Origin of the sequence: Glutamicibacter sp., from assembly GCF_035257265.1 — a bacterium.
Lineage (GTDB): Bacteria > Actinomycetota > Actinomycetes > Actinomycetales > Micrococcaceae > Glutamicibacter.
The window spans coordinates 1-16643 of sequence record NZ_DATEXC010000071.1; the positions used below are offsets into that span (position 1 = coordinate 1).

Annotated in this window: 18 protein-coding genes; 3 read left to right on the forward strand and 15 right to left on the reverse strand. The window is 58.9% G+C overall.

Annotated features, from left to right (window positions below; translation table 11 throughout):
* Positions 1-215 precede the first annotated feature (215 nt).
* Positions 216-1178 carry a nitronate monooxygenase gene (locus VJ369_RS18315; protein ID WP_324093437.1) on the forward strand — a complete coding sequence of 321 codons (963 nt, stop codon included), beginning with the start codon at positions 216-218 and terminating at the stop codon, positions 1176-1178.
* Here VJ369_RS18315 and panC read toward each other — a convergent pair whose 3' ends face one another.
* From panC to VJ369_RS18380, 13 genes are all read right to left on the reverse strand, one after another.
* Entirely contained in the window at positions 1179-2042 is an 864-nt protein-coding gene (gene panC, locus VJ369_RS18320) for a pantoate--beta-alanine ligase (RefSeq protein WP_324093566.1), read from the reverse strand.
* Positions 2043-2050: 8 nt separating this feature from the next.
* A complete protein-coding gene (locus VJ369_RS18325) occupies positions 2051-2917 on the reverse strand; it encodes a Rossmann-like and DUF2520 domain-containing protein (RefSeq protein WP_324093438.1) in 867 nt (288 codons plus the stop codon).
* A 4-nt stretch (positions 2918-2921) separates the two neighbouring features.
* The gene (locus VJ369_RS18330; RefSeq protein ID WP_324093439.1) at positions 2922-4250 is read right to left on the reverse strand and encodes a PH domain-containing protein; all 1329 of its coding nucleotides are present in this window, start codon (positions 4248-4250) and stop codon (positions 2922-2924) included.
* Entirely contained in the window at positions 4247-4732 is a 486-nt protein-coding gene (locus VJ369_RS18335; RefSeq protein WP_324093440.1) for a PH domain-containing protein, read from the reverse strand. The genes VJ369_RS18330 and VJ369_RS18335 overlap by 4 nt, the downstream gene beginning before the upstream one ends.
* Complete coding sequence (locus tag VJ369_RS18340; RefSeq protein ID WP_324093441.1) at positions 4713-5174, reverse strand: DUF3180 domain-containing protein; 462 nt, start codon at positions 5172-5174, stop codon at positions 4713-4715. The genes VJ369_RS18335 and VJ369_RS18340 overlap by 20 nt, the downstream gene beginning before the upstream one ends.
* The gene (gene folK / locus VJ369_RS18345) at positions 5171-6004 is read right to left on the reverse strand and encodes a 2-amino-4-hydroxy-6-hydroxymethyldihydropteridine diphosphokinase (RefSeq protein WP_324093442.1); all 834 of its coding nucleotides are present in this window, start codon (positions 6002-6004) and stop codon (positions 5171-5173) included. The genes VJ369_RS18340 and folK overlap by 4 nt, the downstream gene beginning before the upstream one ends.
* A complete protein-coding gene (gene folP / locus VJ369_RS18350; protein WP_324093443.1) occupies positions 5991-6893 on the reverse strand; it encodes a dihydropteroate synthase in 903 nt (300 codons plus the stop codon). The genes folK and folP overlap by 14 nt, the downstream gene beginning before the upstream one ends.
* A gap of 5 nt (positions 6894-6898) precedes the next feature.
* Positions 6899-7477 carry a GTP cyclohydrolase I FolE gene (gene folE / locus VJ369_RS18355; RefSeq protein ID WP_105676201.1) on the reverse strand — a complete coding sequence of 193 codons (579 nt, stop codon included), beginning with the start codon at positions 7475-7477 and terminating at the stop codon, positions 6899-6901.
* A 10-nt stretch (positions 7478-7487) separates the two neighbouring features.
* Positions 7488-9413 (reverse strand): ATP-dependent zinc metalloprotease FtsH, encoded by a 1926-nt coding sequence (gene ftsH / locus VJ369_RS18360; protein ID WP_324093444.1) that lies wholly within the window; start codon positions 9411-9413, stop codon positions 7488-7490.
* A gap of 107 nt (positions 9414-9520) precedes the next feature.
* Positions 9521-10072, reverse strand: a complete 552-nt coding sequence (hpt, locus tag VJ369_RS18365) for a hypoxanthine phosphoribosyltransferase (RefSeq protein ID WP_096254304.1) — start codon at positions 10070-10072, stop codon at positions 9521-9523.
* Between the two features lie 66 nt (positions 10073-10138).
* Entirely contained in the window at positions 10139-11080 is a 942-nt protein-coding gene (gene tilS / locus VJ369_RS18370; protein ID WP_324093445.1) for a tRNA lysidine(34) synthetase TilS, read from the reverse strand.
* On the reverse strand, positions 11077-12000 hold the full coding sequence (locus tag VJ369_RS18375) for a zinc-dependent metalloprotease (RefSeq protein WP_324093446.1): 924 nt from the start codon (positions 11998-12000) through the stop codon (positions 11077-11079). Before VJ369_RS18375 ends, tilS begins: the two co-directional genes overlap by 4 nt.
* 9 nt (positions 12001-12009) lie before the next feature.
* The gene (locus VJ369_RS18380) at positions 12010-13371 is read right to left on the reverse strand and encodes a D-alanyl-D-alanine carboxypeptidase/D-alanyl-D-alanine-endopeptidase (RefSeq protein ID WP_324093447.1); all 1362 of its coding nucleotides are present in this window, start codon (positions 13369-13371) and stop codon (positions 12010-12012) included.
* Between the two features lie 98 nt (positions 13372-13469).
* Here VJ369_RS18380 and VJ369_RS18385 point away from each other — a divergent pair, with 98 nt between their 5' ends.
* Both VJ369_RS18385 and VJ369_RS18390 read left to right on the forward strand, forming a co-directional pair.
* Complete coding sequence (locus VJ369_RS18385; RefSeq protein ID WP_096254308.1) at positions 13470-13949, forward strand: inorganic diphosphatase; 480 nt, start codon at positions 13470-13472, stop codon at positions 13947-13949.
* Positions 13950-14015: 66 nt separating this feature from the next.
* Positions 14016-14507 carry a GNAT family N-acetyltransferase gene (locus VJ369_RS18390; RefSeq protein WP_324093448.1) on the forward strand — a complete coding sequence of 164 codons (492 nt, stop codon included), beginning with the start codon at positions 14016-14018 and terminating at the stop codon, positions 14505-14507.
* Here the strand turns inward: VJ369_RS18390 and VJ369_RS18395 are convergent.
* Together VJ369_RS18395 and VJ369_RS18400 are read right to left on the reverse strand one after the other, a co-directional pair.
* Positions 14504-15775, reverse strand: coding sequence for a DNA recombination protein RmuC (locus VJ369_RS18395; protein WP_324093449.1), 1272 nt, complete (start codon positions 15773-15775; stop codon positions 14504-14506). The genes VJ369_RS18390 and VJ369_RS18395 overlap by 4 nt on opposite strands.
* A gap of 3 nt (positions 15776-15778) precedes the next feature.
* Positions 15779-16489 (reverse strand): hypothetical protein, encoded by a 711-nt coding sequence (locus tag VJ369_RS18400; protein ID WP_324093450.1) that lies wholly within the window; start codon positions 16487-16489, stop codon positions 15779-15781.
* Between the last annotated feature and the right edge of the window lie 154 nt (positions 16490-16643).

Below are 16643 nucleotides of genomic sequence, written 5' to 3' on the forward strand. Positions count from 1 at the left end.
CCGGAGCAACTTTTCAACTCTAGCATGTTTCGTGAACCGGTCATAACCAGTCGAAACGCCTTGTGAAAAGCTCTTTGCTACCGAATGAATTCTTCGTGTATTCCACGTTGTTTTCGTTTCGGCAACAGAGAAAAACTATACATAAGTTTTCAGGTTCGCACAAATCGGGGGCTACGTTCTAGGTCACATTCAGATCCCTGTTCTAATCTGGGCATATGAGCGACCTTCAAACACTCCTTGGATACCGCGAACCAATCTTTAACGCATCGATGGCCGGAGCCGCTGGCGGTAAGCTTGCCGCCTCAGTGAGCGCTGCCGGTGGGGTTGGGATGATCGGCTGCCCTGCTTCACCTACCGAAGAATGGATCTCAAATCAGGCAGCATACCTAGCCTCAACGGATTCCCCGTGGGGAGTTGGTTTCATGGCTTGGTCATTAGAAGAGGACCTGAGTCCATTAGAAGCGTTCCTCAACTACGACCCCTCATTGGTAGTACTGAGTTTCGGAGATCCCACGAGAAGTGCCGCGCTAGCCCATGAGGCTGGGGTACTAACCGCCATGCAGGTTGGAAACGCCAAGGATTTAGCTCGTGCAATGCACGATGATATAGATATCGTCATCGCGCGAGGCGGTGAGGGAGGCGGCCATGGCCGCAATGAAGCAGGAACTCTTTCGCTACTTCAGTTAGCTACCGCGCAGAATCGTAAGCCCGTCATCGCAGCTGGCGGCATCGGCACCGCACGGGGAGTTGCCGCTGTCCTATCGGCAGGAGCTGAGGCAGCGTGGATTGGGACACGCTTTTTGGCATGTACCGAATCCAGCGGGCATCAGAACGTTAAGGCCGCGGTACTGGCAGCTGGCCTGGATGACACCGTCTACACCCGAGCATTTGATATCGCTCAACAGCTGCCTTGGGCCGAAGAGTTCGGCGGTCGGGCATTAGACAACGGCTTCAGCCAGCGTTGGTCCGGGGATATCGCTGGGCTTCAAGCCGCTGCCGGCGATCCCCTGCGGGAACAGATGCTGGCTGCCCGCGCGCAAGCGCAGGTTGACATGGCTCCCGTGTATGCCGGCGAAGCTGTGGAGTTCGTCCAAGGCGAGCAAAGCGCTGCACAGATCATCGAGGAACTAACGCAATTCCGGCAGATCTTGGCACAGACTGCACGGCGCTTCGGCTAGTTAGATCGGCTGGTTGTCGATCAACCGCACACCGCCAACCTTTGCCGCCACCAAGATGAGGGCTTCACCGGTAAAAGGTGTGTCCTGGCAGATGAACGCCAGCTCTTGGAGGGTATGGGGATCTACCACTACAAAGTAGTCGAGCTGCACAGAGGGTTCCATTTGGAACAGGCCCAAAGCATCGTCGATATTGAGTGGTTCATGGCGTGCCGCGCGTGAAGCAATTAGTTCGATCGCCCGATGCAGAACTAATGCGGCTTCCAACTGCTCGGCGCTAAGCAACGCGTTGCGGCTAGAGAGAGCCAAACCCTTGGTATTACGCACGATTGGCACCGAACATAATTCCACCTGGTAATCCAGGTCTGCCACCATCCGCCGAATCAGCGCTAGTTGCTGTGCGTCCTTCTGTCCGAAGTAAGCGCGGTATTCGCCCTGCCGAGGGTCGGCCAGATGCAAAAGTTTTGCAACGACGGCGAGCATTCCATCAAAGTGTCCGGGGCGTGAGGCGCCTTCATACATTTCACCCAAGATGCCGCTGTGCAACTGAATGAGCGGTTTGCCAGCATGGTAGATTTCCTCGGCCGATGGCGCAAAGACAATATCAACCCCGGCACGCGTAGCCATGACGAGATCGGTATCCAGATCCCGCGGATAGTTGGCATAATCCTGCGCATCATTAAACTGCAGCTCGTTGACAAAAATCGAGATGACGACCAGTTCGTTTTCGGCACGCGCCTTGTCAAAAAGACGCTCGTGGCCTTCGTGCAACGCTCCCATCGTAGGAATGAAGCCCAAAGACTTCGGGTTGGCATGCGCAATAGCAGACTTCAGCTCTTCGCGAGTATGAACAATCATTGGGGTCATCACGGACTCTATTCTAGAACCTGCAACAATTCTTGGAGCGTGGCCTGAGAAATTCGGCCAAGAGCCGCGGCCCGCATAGCGGTAGCGCGGGACAGACTACGGTAGCTGTCTTGGGTATCTTGCTGGTCTTTAACCATCGAGGCCAGATGCGCTTGCACGGTACCTACATCGCCTCGGGCCACAGGGCCGGTCAATGCCAAAGCCCCGGAGCGTAGGGCATTGTCCAGACTCGCACTCATCAGAGCACGCAAGGTAGCCGACGGATCCTCCACGCCAATTCGGCGTAACATGTCAGCGGATTGCGCGGTAATAGTGTTCAAATGATTTGCCGCATGCGCCAGCGCCGCATGGTAACTAACCCGATCGTGCTCGGCGATCACCACCGGCTCTCCGCGCATCTCCACCACTAGTGCCTGTGCGACCGGGAGCATGATTTCATCTGCGGTGACCGCAAAAACGCAGTCGGTCAGCCGGTGCAGGTCCATGGACATCCCGGTGAAGGTCATCGCCGGGTGGATCGCCAGGCCGAAGGCCCCGGCTGCTATCGCGGGCTCAAGAATCCCAATGCCGTACCGTCCCGCGGTGTGCGCCACCAGCTGCCCGGTGACAAAGTGCCCACCTGCGGCTAGCCCCTGAACGAGTTCACCCAACACGTCGTCTGGAACCGCAAATATCACCAGCTCGCTGCGTCGCAGGATTTCGGCCGGATCAAGGATCTGAACTCCCGGAAGCAGCGCGTCGGCACGCTCTCGCGAGGCTTCGGAGACCGCATGGACTCCGGTGATTCGGTGCCCGGAGGCCGCCAGCGCGGCACCAAGAACAACTCCCACCTTCCCGGCGGAGATGATTCCAATTCCTAAGCGTGGTGCGTCCATGTGGCTACCTTTCGACCTGGCGCTGCGCTTGAGCCGCAAAAAATTCGCTGGCTACCGACGCGTCTAGCTGATGCAGGTATCCGATAATCGTGCCACCGGCGCTGTAAAGCCTGACCCCGGCAAGGTCATGGCGGCGTTCCCACGGACCCTGTTGCCAACCCATCCCCTGGATTCTGTTGTGCGGCACAAAGGCTGCACTGCGCGAAAGCCAGCCGAAGCGCGTGATGACACAATTCTGTGTTGCAAGAAATGCCTGATGTTTCCAAGCTCCCGGGGAGAGCGTTTTGGCTCGCACCGGTGAATTGATAAATCCGTGTGTGGTGCCGGTGGTGATAGCCGTCAGCAGAACCTCGCGCTGATTTTCCGCGCCGAGGTCCGGCAGCAAGATCCCCATCACCTGGGTGACGGCATCAAAGTCGCCGACCGGAAGCACCAAGAGGTTTGAAAATTCCTCATCACCAACGCCCAGCGCATTGACCTCTACCCGGTACCAACCAAGTAGCCGCCAAAAAGCCGGCGAGCTGACCTGGATCGACTGCACGCGCCCTGCGGGCAATGACTGCTGCTTGGTATCGGCCAGCCCATGACTGATCCGCAGCCCGGTATCCGTGGCGCTGGCGCTGAAATTCCAGGAGTTATTCAGTTCCTTGTAGAACCAACCGCCAAAGCCGAGCAGAATCGGCAGCAGACCGGCAACAAATGCACCGTTTCCGGTGATACTCACGATCCCCACGGTCAGCGCTCCGAGCAGCCCGATGATTGTCGGCACGCGCAACAGCAAGGAAGCAAGCAGGCGTCCAGCTGGCACCTTGGCCATCAGCGGAACTGGTTCCATGGCCTCAGGCTGTTCCACATCTTCGCTCGGCGCGGCTACCTCTCCCTGGGCTAAGGCCAGGATTTCGGTACGCAACTGGTGCGCGTGGGCCTTGCGTAAAAACGACAGGCGCATCACCGAGGCTGAACCGTCCGCAACATCAAAGCGCAGCTCGGCTAATCCCAGCAGGCGCGCCACCAATGGTTGGGCGATATCGATTCCCTGCACCTTGTCGATACGTGCCTGTTTTTGGCTGCGGAAGATCATTCCGGAATTTACGTAGACATGAGTTTCGCTGATCTTGTAGCGGGTGAAATACCACGACAGCGCATAAAAGATGAGCACCAATAGCAGCGCTGCCGAGCCGATGGCCACGGTCCAGGTCAGCCGGCTACCGGAAAATCGGTCCTCCCAGGACAGCTCCTCGGTATTTTGCCAGTACACCCACAACAAGCCGACGATGGCCAGCCAGCCGTGCACGAAAGGACTTGCCGGGTGTACCCGCTGCCACTCATTCACAGCAGGTTCGCCTCGCCGGCCGCGACCAAACGTTCACGAAGCTCTTCACCGGTCTCCGCCCGCAGCCCGGGAATAACCGCGGTGGCCGCGCCGGCTGCGGTATTCAGCGTCAGCTTACACAGGCCATAACGGCGCTCCACCGGGCCTGAGGTCACTTCCACGTACTGCATTCGGCCATAGGGAATGACCAATTGTTTACGCCACAGCACCCCGGAGCGGACCATGAGATCCTCGGCTCGCTCCTGGTAACCGAGGGCGCGAACCTGACGGCGCAGGATGCGCAGAACCAGCAGCGCAAGTCCAGTGACGAGTACCGGGGGTACGATCACCAGCCACCAAGGCACGAGGAGGCCGAACAGTCGCAAGATCAACGGCAGTAGCGCGACCAGCAGGTAGCAGCTGCTCTGGATCGACCAGTTGACCAGCTTGACCTTAAAATAGTCGGGGTCTACCGCGGTGAAATTATTCGGTAACGATTCCATCGGTATTTTCATCGGTGTCCTCGGGCGGTAGTTTGCAAAGGTGCTGAACGATGTAGCCGATGATCACCATCAGCATCCCGGAACCGGCCAGTACCAGCGCACGGGTCAGCGTGGGGCTCGGTCCGGAAACGAACACTAAGGTAATCAGCGGTGCCAGGTGCCAGCCGGTTATCAATGCGCCGGCATAGGCTGCAGCCTGTGCGAGCACTAGGGTACGTGCGGCGGCTATCGGATCAATATGCGATCGGCCCAGCGTGGAGCGTTTGACCCGAATACCCAGAAAAAGAATGACCGCGCAAACCGCCCCGAGGGAGAACAATGCCGTGTAATCCAGCACCGGGGAAAATCTGCCCGCGGCCGTGAGCAGGCGCAACGCTCCCCAGCCCAGCATGCCGCCAAGCAGCATGCACCAGATCAGCGTGCGCAACTTGAGCCGGTTCATAGCCTGATGATGTCCTTGGTATCAGCGGCCGACTGCGCGAGTCGGGAAACCAGCTGTCCATGCAGTACCGCGTCGGCGTCCATCCAGCTCCACGGAGCCAGCACAAATCCGCGGATGTGCGCCCTCGGGTGGGGCAACGTCAACCGTTCATCGTCTAGTTCAAGCTGATCATAGGTGATCAAGTCCAAATCCAGCGTGCGCGCTTCCCAGCGCACCTGGCGGGTACGGTGATGATTCGCTTCGATGCGCTGAGCTAAATCCAGGAGTTCGTGAGGTCCCAGGGTGGTGCGCACCTTGATGACCTGATTGGTGTAATCGGGCTGATCCGGTGGTCCGCCCACGGGTTTGGTGATCGCCACCGGGGAGGTTTCCAAAATTTGCACATGCTCGGCAAGTTCGGTGATCGCCGCGCGCAGGGTGCCTTGGCTATCGCCGAGGTTAGCGCCCAGCGCAATAATCGCGGTGTGCACCTGCTGGTGCCGGGTCAAGGCGACTGAAACATCCGAGAAAGGCACCGGGATGGGCGCTTGTGGTTTGTGCACCACCACATCCACGGTTGCCACCGTGGGCCAGGTGCCCAAAATTGCCTCTGCGATCTGCAAGCCGAGCTTTTCAATCAAATCCCAGGGCCCGGCTTTAATCTGTTCGACAACCAGTTGGCTCACCGCCCCGTAGTCCACGGTGTCAGCAACATTGTCGCTGAGCGCGGCTCGGGTGATGTCCACATGGAGCACGACGTCGATGCGGAATTCCTGGCCTTCGCGCTTCTCGAAGTCAAAGACTCCGTGATAGCCGGTGGCGCAAATTCCGTCGATACTAATTCGATCCATAAGCCTTCACGACTTCCAGCGCGTCGCGGCTGCCTGCCACATCGTGTACACGCACCGCCCAGACACCGTCGCGGGCTGCCAGTGCGGTGGTGGCAGCGGTGGCTCCATCGCGTCCTAGGGGTTCACGCGGAGTGCCGCCATCGGCCAGTAGTTCGCCGAGGAACCGCTTGCGGCTGGTGCCCACCAGTACGCGGTGACCTAGTTCTCCGACCGCCTGCAGATTCGCCAGCAGCGCCCAGTTATGCGCTGCATCCTTGGCGAAGCCCAATCCCGGATCGATGATCAGCTGTTCTGGCTTGACACCCTTAGCCACAAATTCGTCGCGCAGCGTGCGTAGCTCGGCCACCACCTCGGTGACCACCTCGGTGTAGTTCGCCTCGCGCACCATATCCGCGGCGGTACCGCGGCGGTGCATGAGTACGTAGGGGACCCCGGTTTCTGCGATCAGTTCGGGCATACCCGCTTCGTAGGTCAACCCCGAAACATCGTTAATCAGGTGCGCCCCGGCAGCGATTGCCGCGCGGGCCGTAGCTACGTGCATGGTGTCCACGGAAATCACCGCACCGGCTTTGGCCAATGCCTCAATGACCGGAATGATCCGCGCCTGCTCCAGAGCTGGATCAACATCCTTGGCTCCGGGGCGGGTAGATTCACCGCCGACGTCGATAATATCGGCTCCGGCATAAAGCAGCTTCAGACCGTGATCCAGCGCCTTGTCGATGGCCAGATACTGCCCGCCATCGGAGAAAGAATCCTCGGTGACATTCAAGATTCCCATCACCAAGGTACGCCCGGTTGGCAGCTCTGCGAAGCTTTTGCGCTTCGACTTACGGACCACTGACAACGGACTGGTGTTCGGGCCGGTGCCCGGGATAGCTCCAAGTGACATAGGTTTTACCTTCCGAGGATTAGGCTCATGGCTTCGGCACGCGTCGCGGTTTCACGCAGCTGGCCGCGCACCGCACTGGTGACCGTCTTCGCTCCGGGCTTGCGCACCCCGCGCATCGACATGCACATGTGCTCACATTCGATCACCACGATCGCGCCGGAGGGTTCTAGATGTTCCACCAGCGCGTCTACGATTTGTGTGGTCAAACGTTCTTGGACCTGGGGGCGGCGGGCGAAGACCTCGACCAGGCGCGCCAGTTTACTGAGCCCGGTGACTTTTCCGCCCTTGCCCGGGATGTAACCGATATGCGCGGTCCCGTAAAACGGCACCAGGTGGTGCTCGCAGGTGGAGTAGAACGGAATGTCCTTCACCAGCACCATCTCATCATGTTCGATGTCAAAGGTGGTGGACAGGTGCTCGGCGGCGTCCTGATGCAAGCCGGCAAAAAATTCTGCGTAGGCCTTCGCAACCCGCTTGGGGGTATCGAGCAAACCGTCGCGGTCCGGATCTTCGCCAATGGCTTCAAGGATTTCACGGACCGCGGCGGCAATACGCGGCTGGTCGATCTTCGTCTCTTCAATCACGACTTCGATACTAGTCGGTTGACTGCGCCGCGCGCTCCTTTGGACTTAATATCGGTCCTTCTTCGTGGACCGGACGCGCATCATTGCTCAACCAAACCTCACGCTTTTCGCGCTTAACCAGGTCGACGAACAGGTCCGCGATTTCTTTCTGGTTCAGCGTTTCGCGTTCCAGCAAGGCCAAGGCCAAACGGTCCAGCACGTGACGGTTAGCGGTCAGCGCAGAGTACGCGTCGTCGTGCGCCTGCTCGATCAGCGCGCGCACCTCCTCGTCCACCAGGTGCGCCATCTCGTCAGAGAACTCTCGGGTGGCGGTACCCATGCCCTGTGCGGCCGCCGAGGAAGCCAAACGCACCGCGCCGACCTTTTCGCTCATGCCGTACTCGGTGACCATCTTGCGGGCGGTATCGGTAGCCTTCTCGATATCGTTAGACGCGCCGGTGGATGGATCGTGGAAGACGATTTCCTCGGCGACACGGCCACCCATGGCGTAAGCCATCTGGTCCAGCAGTTCGTTACGGGTCACCGAATACTTATCGGATTCCGGAACCACCATGGTGTAACCCAGCGCGCGGCCACGCGGCAAGATGGTGATCTTGGTGACCGGTGCGGTCTGGTTCATGGCCGCGGCGACTAGCGCGTGGCCACCCTCGTGATAGGCGGTGACCTTACGCTCGTGCTCGTCCATCAGGCGGGTACGCTTCTGCGGTCCGGCCATCACACGGTCGATCGCTTCGTCCAGCGCACGGTCGTCAATCAGGTTTGCGTTCGAACGGGCGGTCAACAGCGCCGCTTCGTTCAGTACGTTGGCCAAGTCGGCACCGGTGTAACCCGGGGTCTTCTTCGCTACCGCATGCATGTCCACGGTCTCATCCATTGGCTTGCCCGCCGAGTGAACCTTCAGGATCTGCTCGCGGCCGGCCAGGTCAGGTGCTTCTACCGGGATCTGACGGTCAAAACGTCCCGGGCGCAGCAGCGCCGGATCAAGCACGTCCGGACGGTTGGTCGCGGCGATCAGGATGACGTTGGTGGAGGCATCAAAGCCGTCCATTTCGACCAGCAGCTGGTTCAGTGTCTGTTCGCGTTCGTCGTTACCGCCGCCGATGCCGGCACCGCGGTGCCGGCCCACGGCGTCGATCTCATCGACGAAGATAATTGCCGGAGAGTTGGTTTTAGCCTGTTCGAACAGGTCACGCACGCGTGAGGCGCCAACGCCGACGAACATTTCAACAAAGTCGGAACCCGAAATTGAGTAGAACGGGACCTGCGCTTCGCCGGCAACAGCCTTGGCGAGCAGGGTTTTACCGGTACCCGGAGGACCGTAAAGCAAAACGCCCTTAGGGATCTTCGCGCCCAGGGCCAGGAACTTCGACGGCTCTTGGAGGAACTCTTTAATTTCATGAAGTTCTTCCACCGCCTCGTCCGCGCCGGCTACGTCCACGAAGGTCACCTGTGGCATGTCCTTGGTGATGAGCTTCGCCTTGGACTTGCCGAACTGCATCACCTTCGAGCCGCCGCCCTGACTACGCGCCAGAATGAACCAGAAGATGCCTGCGATCAGGATAAAGGGGATGATGATGCCGAGCATCGACAGCAGCCAGTTGTTTTCCACCGGCTGATCGGTGAATTTGCTCAGCTTGGCTTCGTTCATCGCGTCGACCACTTGATCGGCGCGGGGAATGGAGTAGTAGAAGGAAACTTTCTTTCCCTTGTCCACCCCGTCGACGTTCAGCGCGTCGCGCAGGGTCAGGTCTACTCGTTGATCTCCGTCGAAGATCTTCGCTTCGGTGGCGTTACCGCTGGTTAGTTGGTTCAGCCCTACGGAGGTATCCACGCTTGCCGAACCGTTGCCAAATACCATCGGCAGGAACAACACCATTGCGGTGACACCGACCAGGACCCAAATGATCCAGCTATTAAAAATCTTCTTAGTTTTCATCGATCCGAAAGGTCCCGTACCTTCCGCATCCCCCTCACGCGTTCTGCCGGCGTCCGGGCAACGCCACCTTCGATACAGTTCAACGCCCAAGTGGCGTTAAAAGTTCCCTACTCGTAGATGTGCGGAGCCAAGGTGCCCACGCAGTCAAGGTTGCGGTACTTTTCCGCGTAGTCCAGACCGTAACCAACCACAAATTCGTTCGGGATGTTCATGCCGACGTACTTCACGTCGATTTCTACCTTTGCGGCTTCCGGCTTGCGCAGCAGGGTGCAAATTTCTACCGAGGCTGGGCCACGGGATTCCAGGTTCGCCTTCAACCACGACAGGGTCAGGCCCGAGTCGATGATGTCCTCAACAATCAGCACGTGCTTACCCATCAGGTCGGTGTCCAGATCCTTGAGAATCCGAACTACGCCGGAGGACTGGGTGCCCGAACCGTAGGAGGAGACCGCCATCCAGTCCATGGACAGGTGGGACTTCAGTGCGCGGACGAGGTCGGCCATGACCATCACCGCACCCTTGAGCACGCCGACCACGAGGATGTCGCGTCCCTCGTAATCCGTATCGATCTGTGCTGCCAGCTCCTCAATACGAGCCTGGATTTCTTCCTTGGTATAAAGGACATGCGCCAGATCGGCCTTGACAGTGTTCGAATCCACGAGGGTTCTCCTGATTCTTGAAAGGTGGGGTACTCAACTAGAGTGCCACATTTAGTTTAGTGTTGTTCATCCGGTGGTGGTGAAAACTATCACCGACGAGCGCCGAAACGCGCTGATTTTCCCGTCTAACTGCACCGGACCGGCGGAACGTGACTTATTCGTTCCCACCCCGGCCAACGCGCAGAGAGCCGAAGTTCGTTCGCTGCTCAGATTCCGCGCCCCGGCCTCGATAGCCGCCAGGCGCAGGACCCGCGAGCCAATAGCCGGCGGAAAACTGTGAAGAACCCGCAGGTTTATGCCCTGCGCTCCGCGTGACTGTTCCCAGGCTTGATGCGACCAGGTCTCCAGCGCCTCGGCATCCGCGGCCGCCAGCCGCGCGGTGCGGGCCAGTGCTTCGGTCAGCTGTCTGCCAAGCTGCTCACGCAGAAACGGGAGCACCGTGTGACGGATGTGATTACGCCGATAAGCGGTGTCTGTATTACTTGGATCTTCCCAATAATCTACCGCTGCCCGCCGGCAGATCGATTCGGTGTCGGCTCGGGTTAGTTCCAGTAGCGGCCGCGCGTACTGACCTCGGATGGGCGGGATGCCAGCCAGCGTTCGAGTACCTGATCCGCGCAGAATTCCTAAGAGCACCTGTTCGGCTTGATCATCTTTGGTGTGTGCCAGCAATAAGCGTTGCGCCCCGGATTCGCTCAGGGCTTGTTCAAAGGCGGCATAACGCGCGGTTCGCGCCGAGGCCTCGTCGCCGCTGGTACTCACGGTTTTGATCTGTACCTGCTCGAAACCCAGTTCGGTGCATTGGGCCGCGGCCCGCTTTGCTACCCGGTCACTATCCGGTTGCAGCCCGTGATCCACGATCACCACCCCGAAACGGGTATCGCGCAGTAGCTGGCTAGCGGCAATCGCCAGGGCCATCGAATCGGCCCCGCCAGAGATACCCAGCAAGGTATGCGGCGCCGCGAGCCGGATGATCTGGTTGCGGGCCAGATCGATGGGTCGGCTCATCGAGTACGGGCCAGCCAGAGCGCGGGGCTGTCGAGTTCCGCGGAGCTGGGGAACAGCTCCCGGGCACCGAAAATAGTATTAAATTCCGTGTAGCCGATCTCATCGACCAGATGGCGAACGAACTTCGCGCCGCGCTCATACTGGCGCGCCTTGGCGTCCATGCCCAGCAGTTTGCCAATCCAGGCGGCCCATGGTGAACGATTTTTGCCTCGGGCGGTGAAACGATTTTGGATGGTCTTGATGCTTGCGATGCTTGAAACATCGTTCATCACGACCATGGCGTGGCCTTCGAGCACGGACATGATGCTGGTCAGTTCCCCGACCTCGCTGCGCATGGATTTCACCCGTGCACCGATGTCATTCATTGAGTTTGTTTTCTCGCCCAGAGGCTCAAAAACCTCGGCGAGAATCTGCTTCATCACTACGGGAATCCACGGGGCGTGTTCAAACTGCAGCCGGTGAGTCTGTTCGTGGGTGGCAATCCACAGGTAAAAATCGCGTGCGTTAAGGTTCAGTTCGCCACGGATTTGTGTGATCGTTGGGGCGTTGAGCAGCAATCTGGGGCCGGCGAAAGGATCAAACTGGCCAAGCACCCGGGTGCCCAGAATGGAGAGCACCGCGCCGAGTTCGGCGCCGGCGATCAGCGGTAACGCGCTAGGCGTGTTCGGCAGCTCGGGAAGCATCGCCGCGAAGTTCTGGCTGACCGCCTTAGCCCAGCCGCCACGGTCCACCACCAGGGTTTGCGAGGGCGCGGTGCTGGTCAGTTTCGAGATTTTCTCCGCCTCGTGCAATCCCTGCCCGGCGGCGATGCGCAGCTCCTCGACAATCCGTGCTGCCTGTTTTCCGCTGAGTGCAGGCCCGGCGGGCATCAAGGTTTTGGCCGTGCCGACCGCGAGGTCCCAATCGATGAACTGGCTCATGATTTTCTCCTACCGGCAACCGCATCCGCGCAGGGCGGTGACTGCCTGGTCGATAGTTTGTTTATGTGGCGCCAACGCTCCGTCAGGCTGCGTGGCAAAAATGCTGAAGGCGATCAGTCGCGCGTCCTCGGTGAGTGTCATTCCGGTCAGTGTGGCCACTCCAGACAGTGACCCGGTTTTGGCACGCACCAGACCCAGCGTCTGTTCCGAAGTCAGCCGATTCATCAGTGTTCCGTTGTAGCCGGCCACCGGGAGGGAGTACACCAGTTCGCGCAGTTCGGGTTTGCCGCTGGTGGCCGCTGCACGCAATAAAGTGGTCAACGCTGCCGGTGAAATTTTATTGCTAGCCGCTAACCCGCTGGCATCCACCAAAGATATACCAGTTGCGCCATATGACTCGGCGACCTGTTGCACCGCCAGGCCGGCCTGCTTCGGGTCGAGCTCTTTTTTCACCGCAACGAGTCGGCCCATGGTTTCGGTGAGGTAATTATCCGAGACCAGCAGCATGTGCTTAATCTGGTCGCGCAGCGGTGCTGAAAGCACTTGCGTGATTTGCTCCCCGCCGCCATAAGCCCCCCGGCCGCCTTCGCTGACCCGAACCTCTTTGCTCAGCGCTGCGCTAAACACCTTGCGCACCTGCTGAGCAGCATCGGACTGATAGGCCGAACGGGTGCTCTCGGTGGCACGGCCGGCATAGTGCGCAATCGGGTAGACGTCGCCAATATTGTTCGAGGTGAACAAGGACTTGTCCCAGGCCGGATTAACCTGCGCATCGCCGAACAGCGAATCGTCTAACCAAAGTTTTACCTGACTGACCCCACGCGCCCTGAGCTCCTCAGCGGTCTGCTCCGCCAAGGTTGCCAGCCCCGCATACCCTTTGGGATGTGCCGGATTCGACTGACCGTCACCGAGCAGCACGTCACCACCGCCACGCAGCACCAAGGTGTCCCCGTCCAGCCAGACACTGGTCGCTAACCGGTGGTCCCCACCGAAGGTATCCAAGGCTGCCACCGCGGTGGCCACTTTTAAGCTTGAGGCCGGAGTTCCGGGGGTCTGAGAGTTTTTGTCGTAGAGCACCTGGCCGCTAGCAACGTCGACCACCTGTGCGTTAAATGAGGTCTTATCTGGCTTGGTAGTCAGGATCGCGTCCAGTTGCGCGGTAAGTTTTGCCTGATCGGGCACCGGCGCTTCGGGGTTCAAATCCTTCACGGTGACCGGCTGCGCGTCCGCTGCTGCAGCCTGCGCGCTCACGTAATGTGCGGCGGGTTCACCGGTGAAGGTCCGCGGCGAGAGGAACATCGCCGTGGCCATGCCCACCACTGCTAACAGCGCCACTCCAAGCGTCATGACGCGTCGGAAGGCAATGTTCATGTGAGCAGGTTCCTCTCGAAAGTTTAGCTACTTATTCTCTTGGGGGCGCTACGCTTATTAGCGGATATCCCTAAGACTAGTTTAGGAGTGTGCTTTTTATGCGCCACGACGTGACCATCGAGATCCCAACGGGATCACGCGTCAAGTACGAGATCGACCACGAGACCCACCGCTTGCGCCTGGACCGTGTGCTCTTTACTGCCATGCAGTACCCAACCCACTACGGTTACTTCGACGAAACCCTAGGCGAAGACGGCGATCCTCTGGACGCCATGGTCTTCATCCCAGGCGTCGACTTGATCCCTGGTGTCATCGTTGAATCTCGCCCTATCGGCGTCTTCAACATGACCGACGATGGCGGTGGAGATGCAAAGCTACTCTGCGTCCCGACCGACAAGCGCTTTGATCACATCAAGGAACTTGAAGACATGGATGAGTGGTTGATCAAGGAGATCGAGCACTTCTTCACCCGTTACAAGGACCTGGAACCGGGCAAGTGGGTTAAGGCCGAGGGCTGGGAAGGCCGCGAAGCCGCCGAGGCCGAGCTGGCACGCTCCATCGAGCGCTTCAAGGCTTAAGTACGATCAAAGGGTGGGCACCTTGTGCGGTGCCCGCCCTTTGTTATCCCCTTCGAAAGGTCTCAGATGCTCGATGCGCTTGCACTGCCCACACCGCTGACCGCGCTGGTTCAGCTGCGCCGTGCCGAGCCGGGCGACTTAGCTCAGCTGCTGGAACTACTCAGCGACGATCCGCTAAGTGCTAGCCGCGAGGCGCCTTATCCGCACGATGCCGGTTATGCGCGCGCACTGGCACAGATCATCGAGGATCTCGGAAATGAGCTCATTGTTGGTGTGCAAGGTGCACAGATCATCGCCATGCTGCAGCTGACTCGCATTCCCGGAATTTCTCGGGGCGGCTGCACCCGGCTCAATGTCGAGGCGGTGCGTGTGCGCGCGGAGCATCGCTCCAGCGGACTTGGCACGGCACTGTTGCGCTGGGTCATTGACCAGGCCGCACCCGCCTGCGACGCCGACCTGATCCAGCTCACCTCGGATAGCTCACGGGCCGGCGCACACCGTTTTTATGAGCGGCTGGGGTTCACCTGCTCACACCTGGGATTTAAGTTACGCCGCTAAAGACCGAGGGTGGTTTCCAATGCCGGCTCATCGGGCAGATTTTCAACTTCGCGCAGCGTTCGCTCCACCGCGCGGGTGCGTGTCCCAGCACTTTGCACGGTATTTTGGGCCGCCGATAGCTGTTTGCCAAGCTTGTCCCACACATCGCCATATTTACGGAATTCGGCTTTCGCCGCGGAAAGCACCTGCCACACTTCGCTGCTGCGCGCTTCGATTGCCAGGGTTCTGAAACCCATTTGCAGCGAGTTAAGCAGGCTCATCAGCGTGGTGGGTCCGGTAACCAGCACCCGGTGTTCGGTCTGCAGTTTACTGGCCAGTCCCGGGCGGCGCACGACCTCCGCAAAGAGCCCCTCGGTGGGCAGATACATGATCGCAAAATCGGTGCTGTACGGTGGGGCGATGTATTTGGCCGAGATCAATTTGGCCTGCTCGATAATTGCCCGATCCAGCGCCTTGCTGGCCTTCTCGATGGCTTCCTTTCCACCCGATTCCTGAGCATCCAGGAGCCGCTCATAGTCTTCTTGCGGCAGCTTCGAGTCGATCGGCAAATACACCGAAGTTTCATTATGGCCCGGCATCTTCACCGCAAATTCGACGCTGTCTCTGGTCTCGGGTTTAATCACCACGTTCTGCGCATACTGCTCCGCGGTGAGAATATCTTCGAGCTGGCGTGACAACTGCACCTCGCCCCAGGTGCCACGGCTCTTCACATTGGTCAGCACCCGTTTAAGGCCGCCGACATCGGCTGCGAGGTTCTGCATTTCGCCCAGGCCCTGTTGCACCATTTCGAGCCGTTTGCTTACTAGTTCGAAGCTTTCACAAAGCCGTTTCTCCAGCGTGCCCTGCAGTTTCTCATCAACGGTTTCACGCATTTTTTCTAGCTTTGCCTCGTTGCCCACGCGCAGCAATTCCAGCTCTTCGCGCAATGCCGCCTGTAATTGACTGTGCATCAGCCGATTCGACTGGCTCAGCGAACTGATCTTGTCATCCACGGTGGCGCGGATCGTCTCCAACCGAGCCTCATTATCGCGGCGAACCTCGCCCAATGAAATACGCAGTTCTCCGCGCTGTGCCCCCAAGTCCTGCCGTAACTCTCCGTGGGTGGCGCGCACACTGGCCGCGATCGAGTCTTGATCCACGTTTCCGGTACGCCGCACCAGGAGCGCCATGGTGCAAAGCACGAGGAGGATATTGAGTAGCAGCAGGACAATATTCATGTACTCATAACTATCAGCGCCGTGGGACATAATGGGTTCGCGGTAGCTCATCGGCTACTGGAAAATTTCGGACTTCACACCCATTACGATGCGATCTCCGGGTTGTACTCCGCGCAGGTATCTCTCTACGGTGTCCAGGTCGGTGGAAATACAGCCCCAGGTTTCCTTCATGCCCGCATGTAAAAAGATTGCAAAAGTTTCCCCGGCCACCGGCTGCGCACCCGGTGGCCGGTTGTAGTTGATCACCGCGGCCTGCTCATAGTCGCCGGCTTGCATATATTTCCAGAGCGGCTCGTCGGGGAACTGCCCTTTGCCCTCAAAATAGTCATTAAAGTGCGCGCTGTAGCGTCCGCCCCAGAAGGAATTCTCCTGCAATTCTTGATAGCTCAGTGCGGTTCCCGGGTTCTGCCGGCCAAAGGCTTCGGTGACCGAATAGGAACCAGTGGGGCTGAGCAAGGAATTGACGTACACCGGTCCGGGTTTAGCAAAACCGTTACTGCCGGAGCGCCCTTCGGCGCTCCACCGTTCGATGTACCCGGTGTCCGATAACTCGCAATGGGTTATCTGCACCGAATTTTGCTCGTAGTCTGCGGCCAGCACGAAAGTCACCCGCTCACTTAGCGCATATTCGGGCTTCACCGTGTTCGTCGATTCGCAGGGGCCCGGTGGAGTCACGCGTTGCGCGAGTTGCGGCTCCGAAGTGCAAGCAGTCAGGCAGAGCAGAGCTGCCAGCGCGACTCCCAGCGACCGAGTCAATAACTTCATGCATCCATCTTCGCAGACCTTTAACCCGCACTTTACCTACTGGTCAGTAAGCCTTTTTTCGTATTCTCAAGATGTCTATATCTAATGAAATATTCTGTTTTTTGACGTAGCAATCGAAAACACCGAGCCGACTAGTGCCCATCACCAGATAGCC

What these genes read in the sequence shown, in the direction of transcription:
- VJ369_RS18335 (WP_324093440.1), bottom strand. Translation starts at nt 4,732, where the DNA reads ATGGAATCGTTACCGAATAATTTCACCGCGGTAGACCCCGACTATTTT.
- VJ369_RS18340 (WP_324093441.1), bottom strand. Translation starts at nt 5,174, where the DNA reads ATGAACCGGCTCAAGTTGCGCACGCTGATCTGGTGCATGCTGCTTGGC.
- VJ369_RS18380 (WP_324093447.1), bottom strand. Translation starts at nt 13,371, where the DNA reads ATGAACATTGCCTTCCGACGCGTCATGACGCTTGGAGTGGCGCTGTTA.
- VJ369_RS18325 (WP_324093438.1), bottom strand. Translation starts at nt 2,917, where the DNA reads ATGGACGCACCACGCTTAGGAATTGGAATCATCTCCGCCGGGAAGGTG.
- tilS (WP_324093445.1), bottom strand. Translation starts at nt 11,080, where the DNA reads ATGAGCCGACCCATCGATCTGGCCCGCAACCAGATCATCCGGCTCGCG.
- VJ369_RS18400 (WP_324093450.1), bottom strand. Translation starts at nt 16,489, where the DNA reads ATGAAGTTATTGACTCGGTCGCTGGGAGTCGCGCTGGCAGCTCTGCTC.
- VJ369_RS18385 (WP_096254308.1), top strand. Translation starts at nt 13,470, where the DNA reads ATGCGCCACGACGTGACCATCGAGATCCCAACGGGATCACGCGTCAAG.
- folP (WP_324093443.1), bottom strand. Translation starts at nt 6,893, where the DNA reads ATGTCACTTGGAGCTATCCCGGGCACCGGCCCGAACACCAGTCCGTTG.
- VJ369_RS18395 (WP_324093449.1), bottom strand. Translation starts at nt 15,775, where the DNA reads ATGAGCTACCGCGAACCCATTATGTCCCACGGCGCTGATAGTTATGAG.
- panC (WP_324093566.1), bottom strand. Translation starts at nt 2,042, where the DNA reads ATGACCCCAATGATTGTTCATACTCGCGAAGAGCTGAAGTCTGCTATT.
- VJ369_RS18375 (WP_324093446.1), bottom strand. Translation starts at nt 12,000, where the DNA reads ATGAGCCAGTTCATCGATTGGGACCTCGCGGTCGGCACGGCCAAAACC.
- folK (WP_324093442.1), bottom strand. Translation starts at nt 6,004, where the DNA reads ATGGATCGAATTAGTATCGACGGAATTTGCGCCACCGGCTATCACGGA.
- VJ369_RS18390 (WP_324093448.1), top strand. Translation starts at nt 14,016, where the DNA reads ATGCTCGATGCGCTTGCACTGCCCACACCGCTGACCGCGCTGGTTCAG.
- VJ369_RS18315 (WP_324093437.1), top strand. Translation starts at nt 216, where the DNA reads ATGAGCGACCTTCAAACACTCCTTGGATACCGCGAACCAATCTTTAAC.
- ftsH (WP_324093444.1), bottom strand. Translation starts at nt 9,413, where the DNA reads ATGAAAACTAAGAAGATTTTTAATAGCTGGATCATTTGGGTCCTGGTC.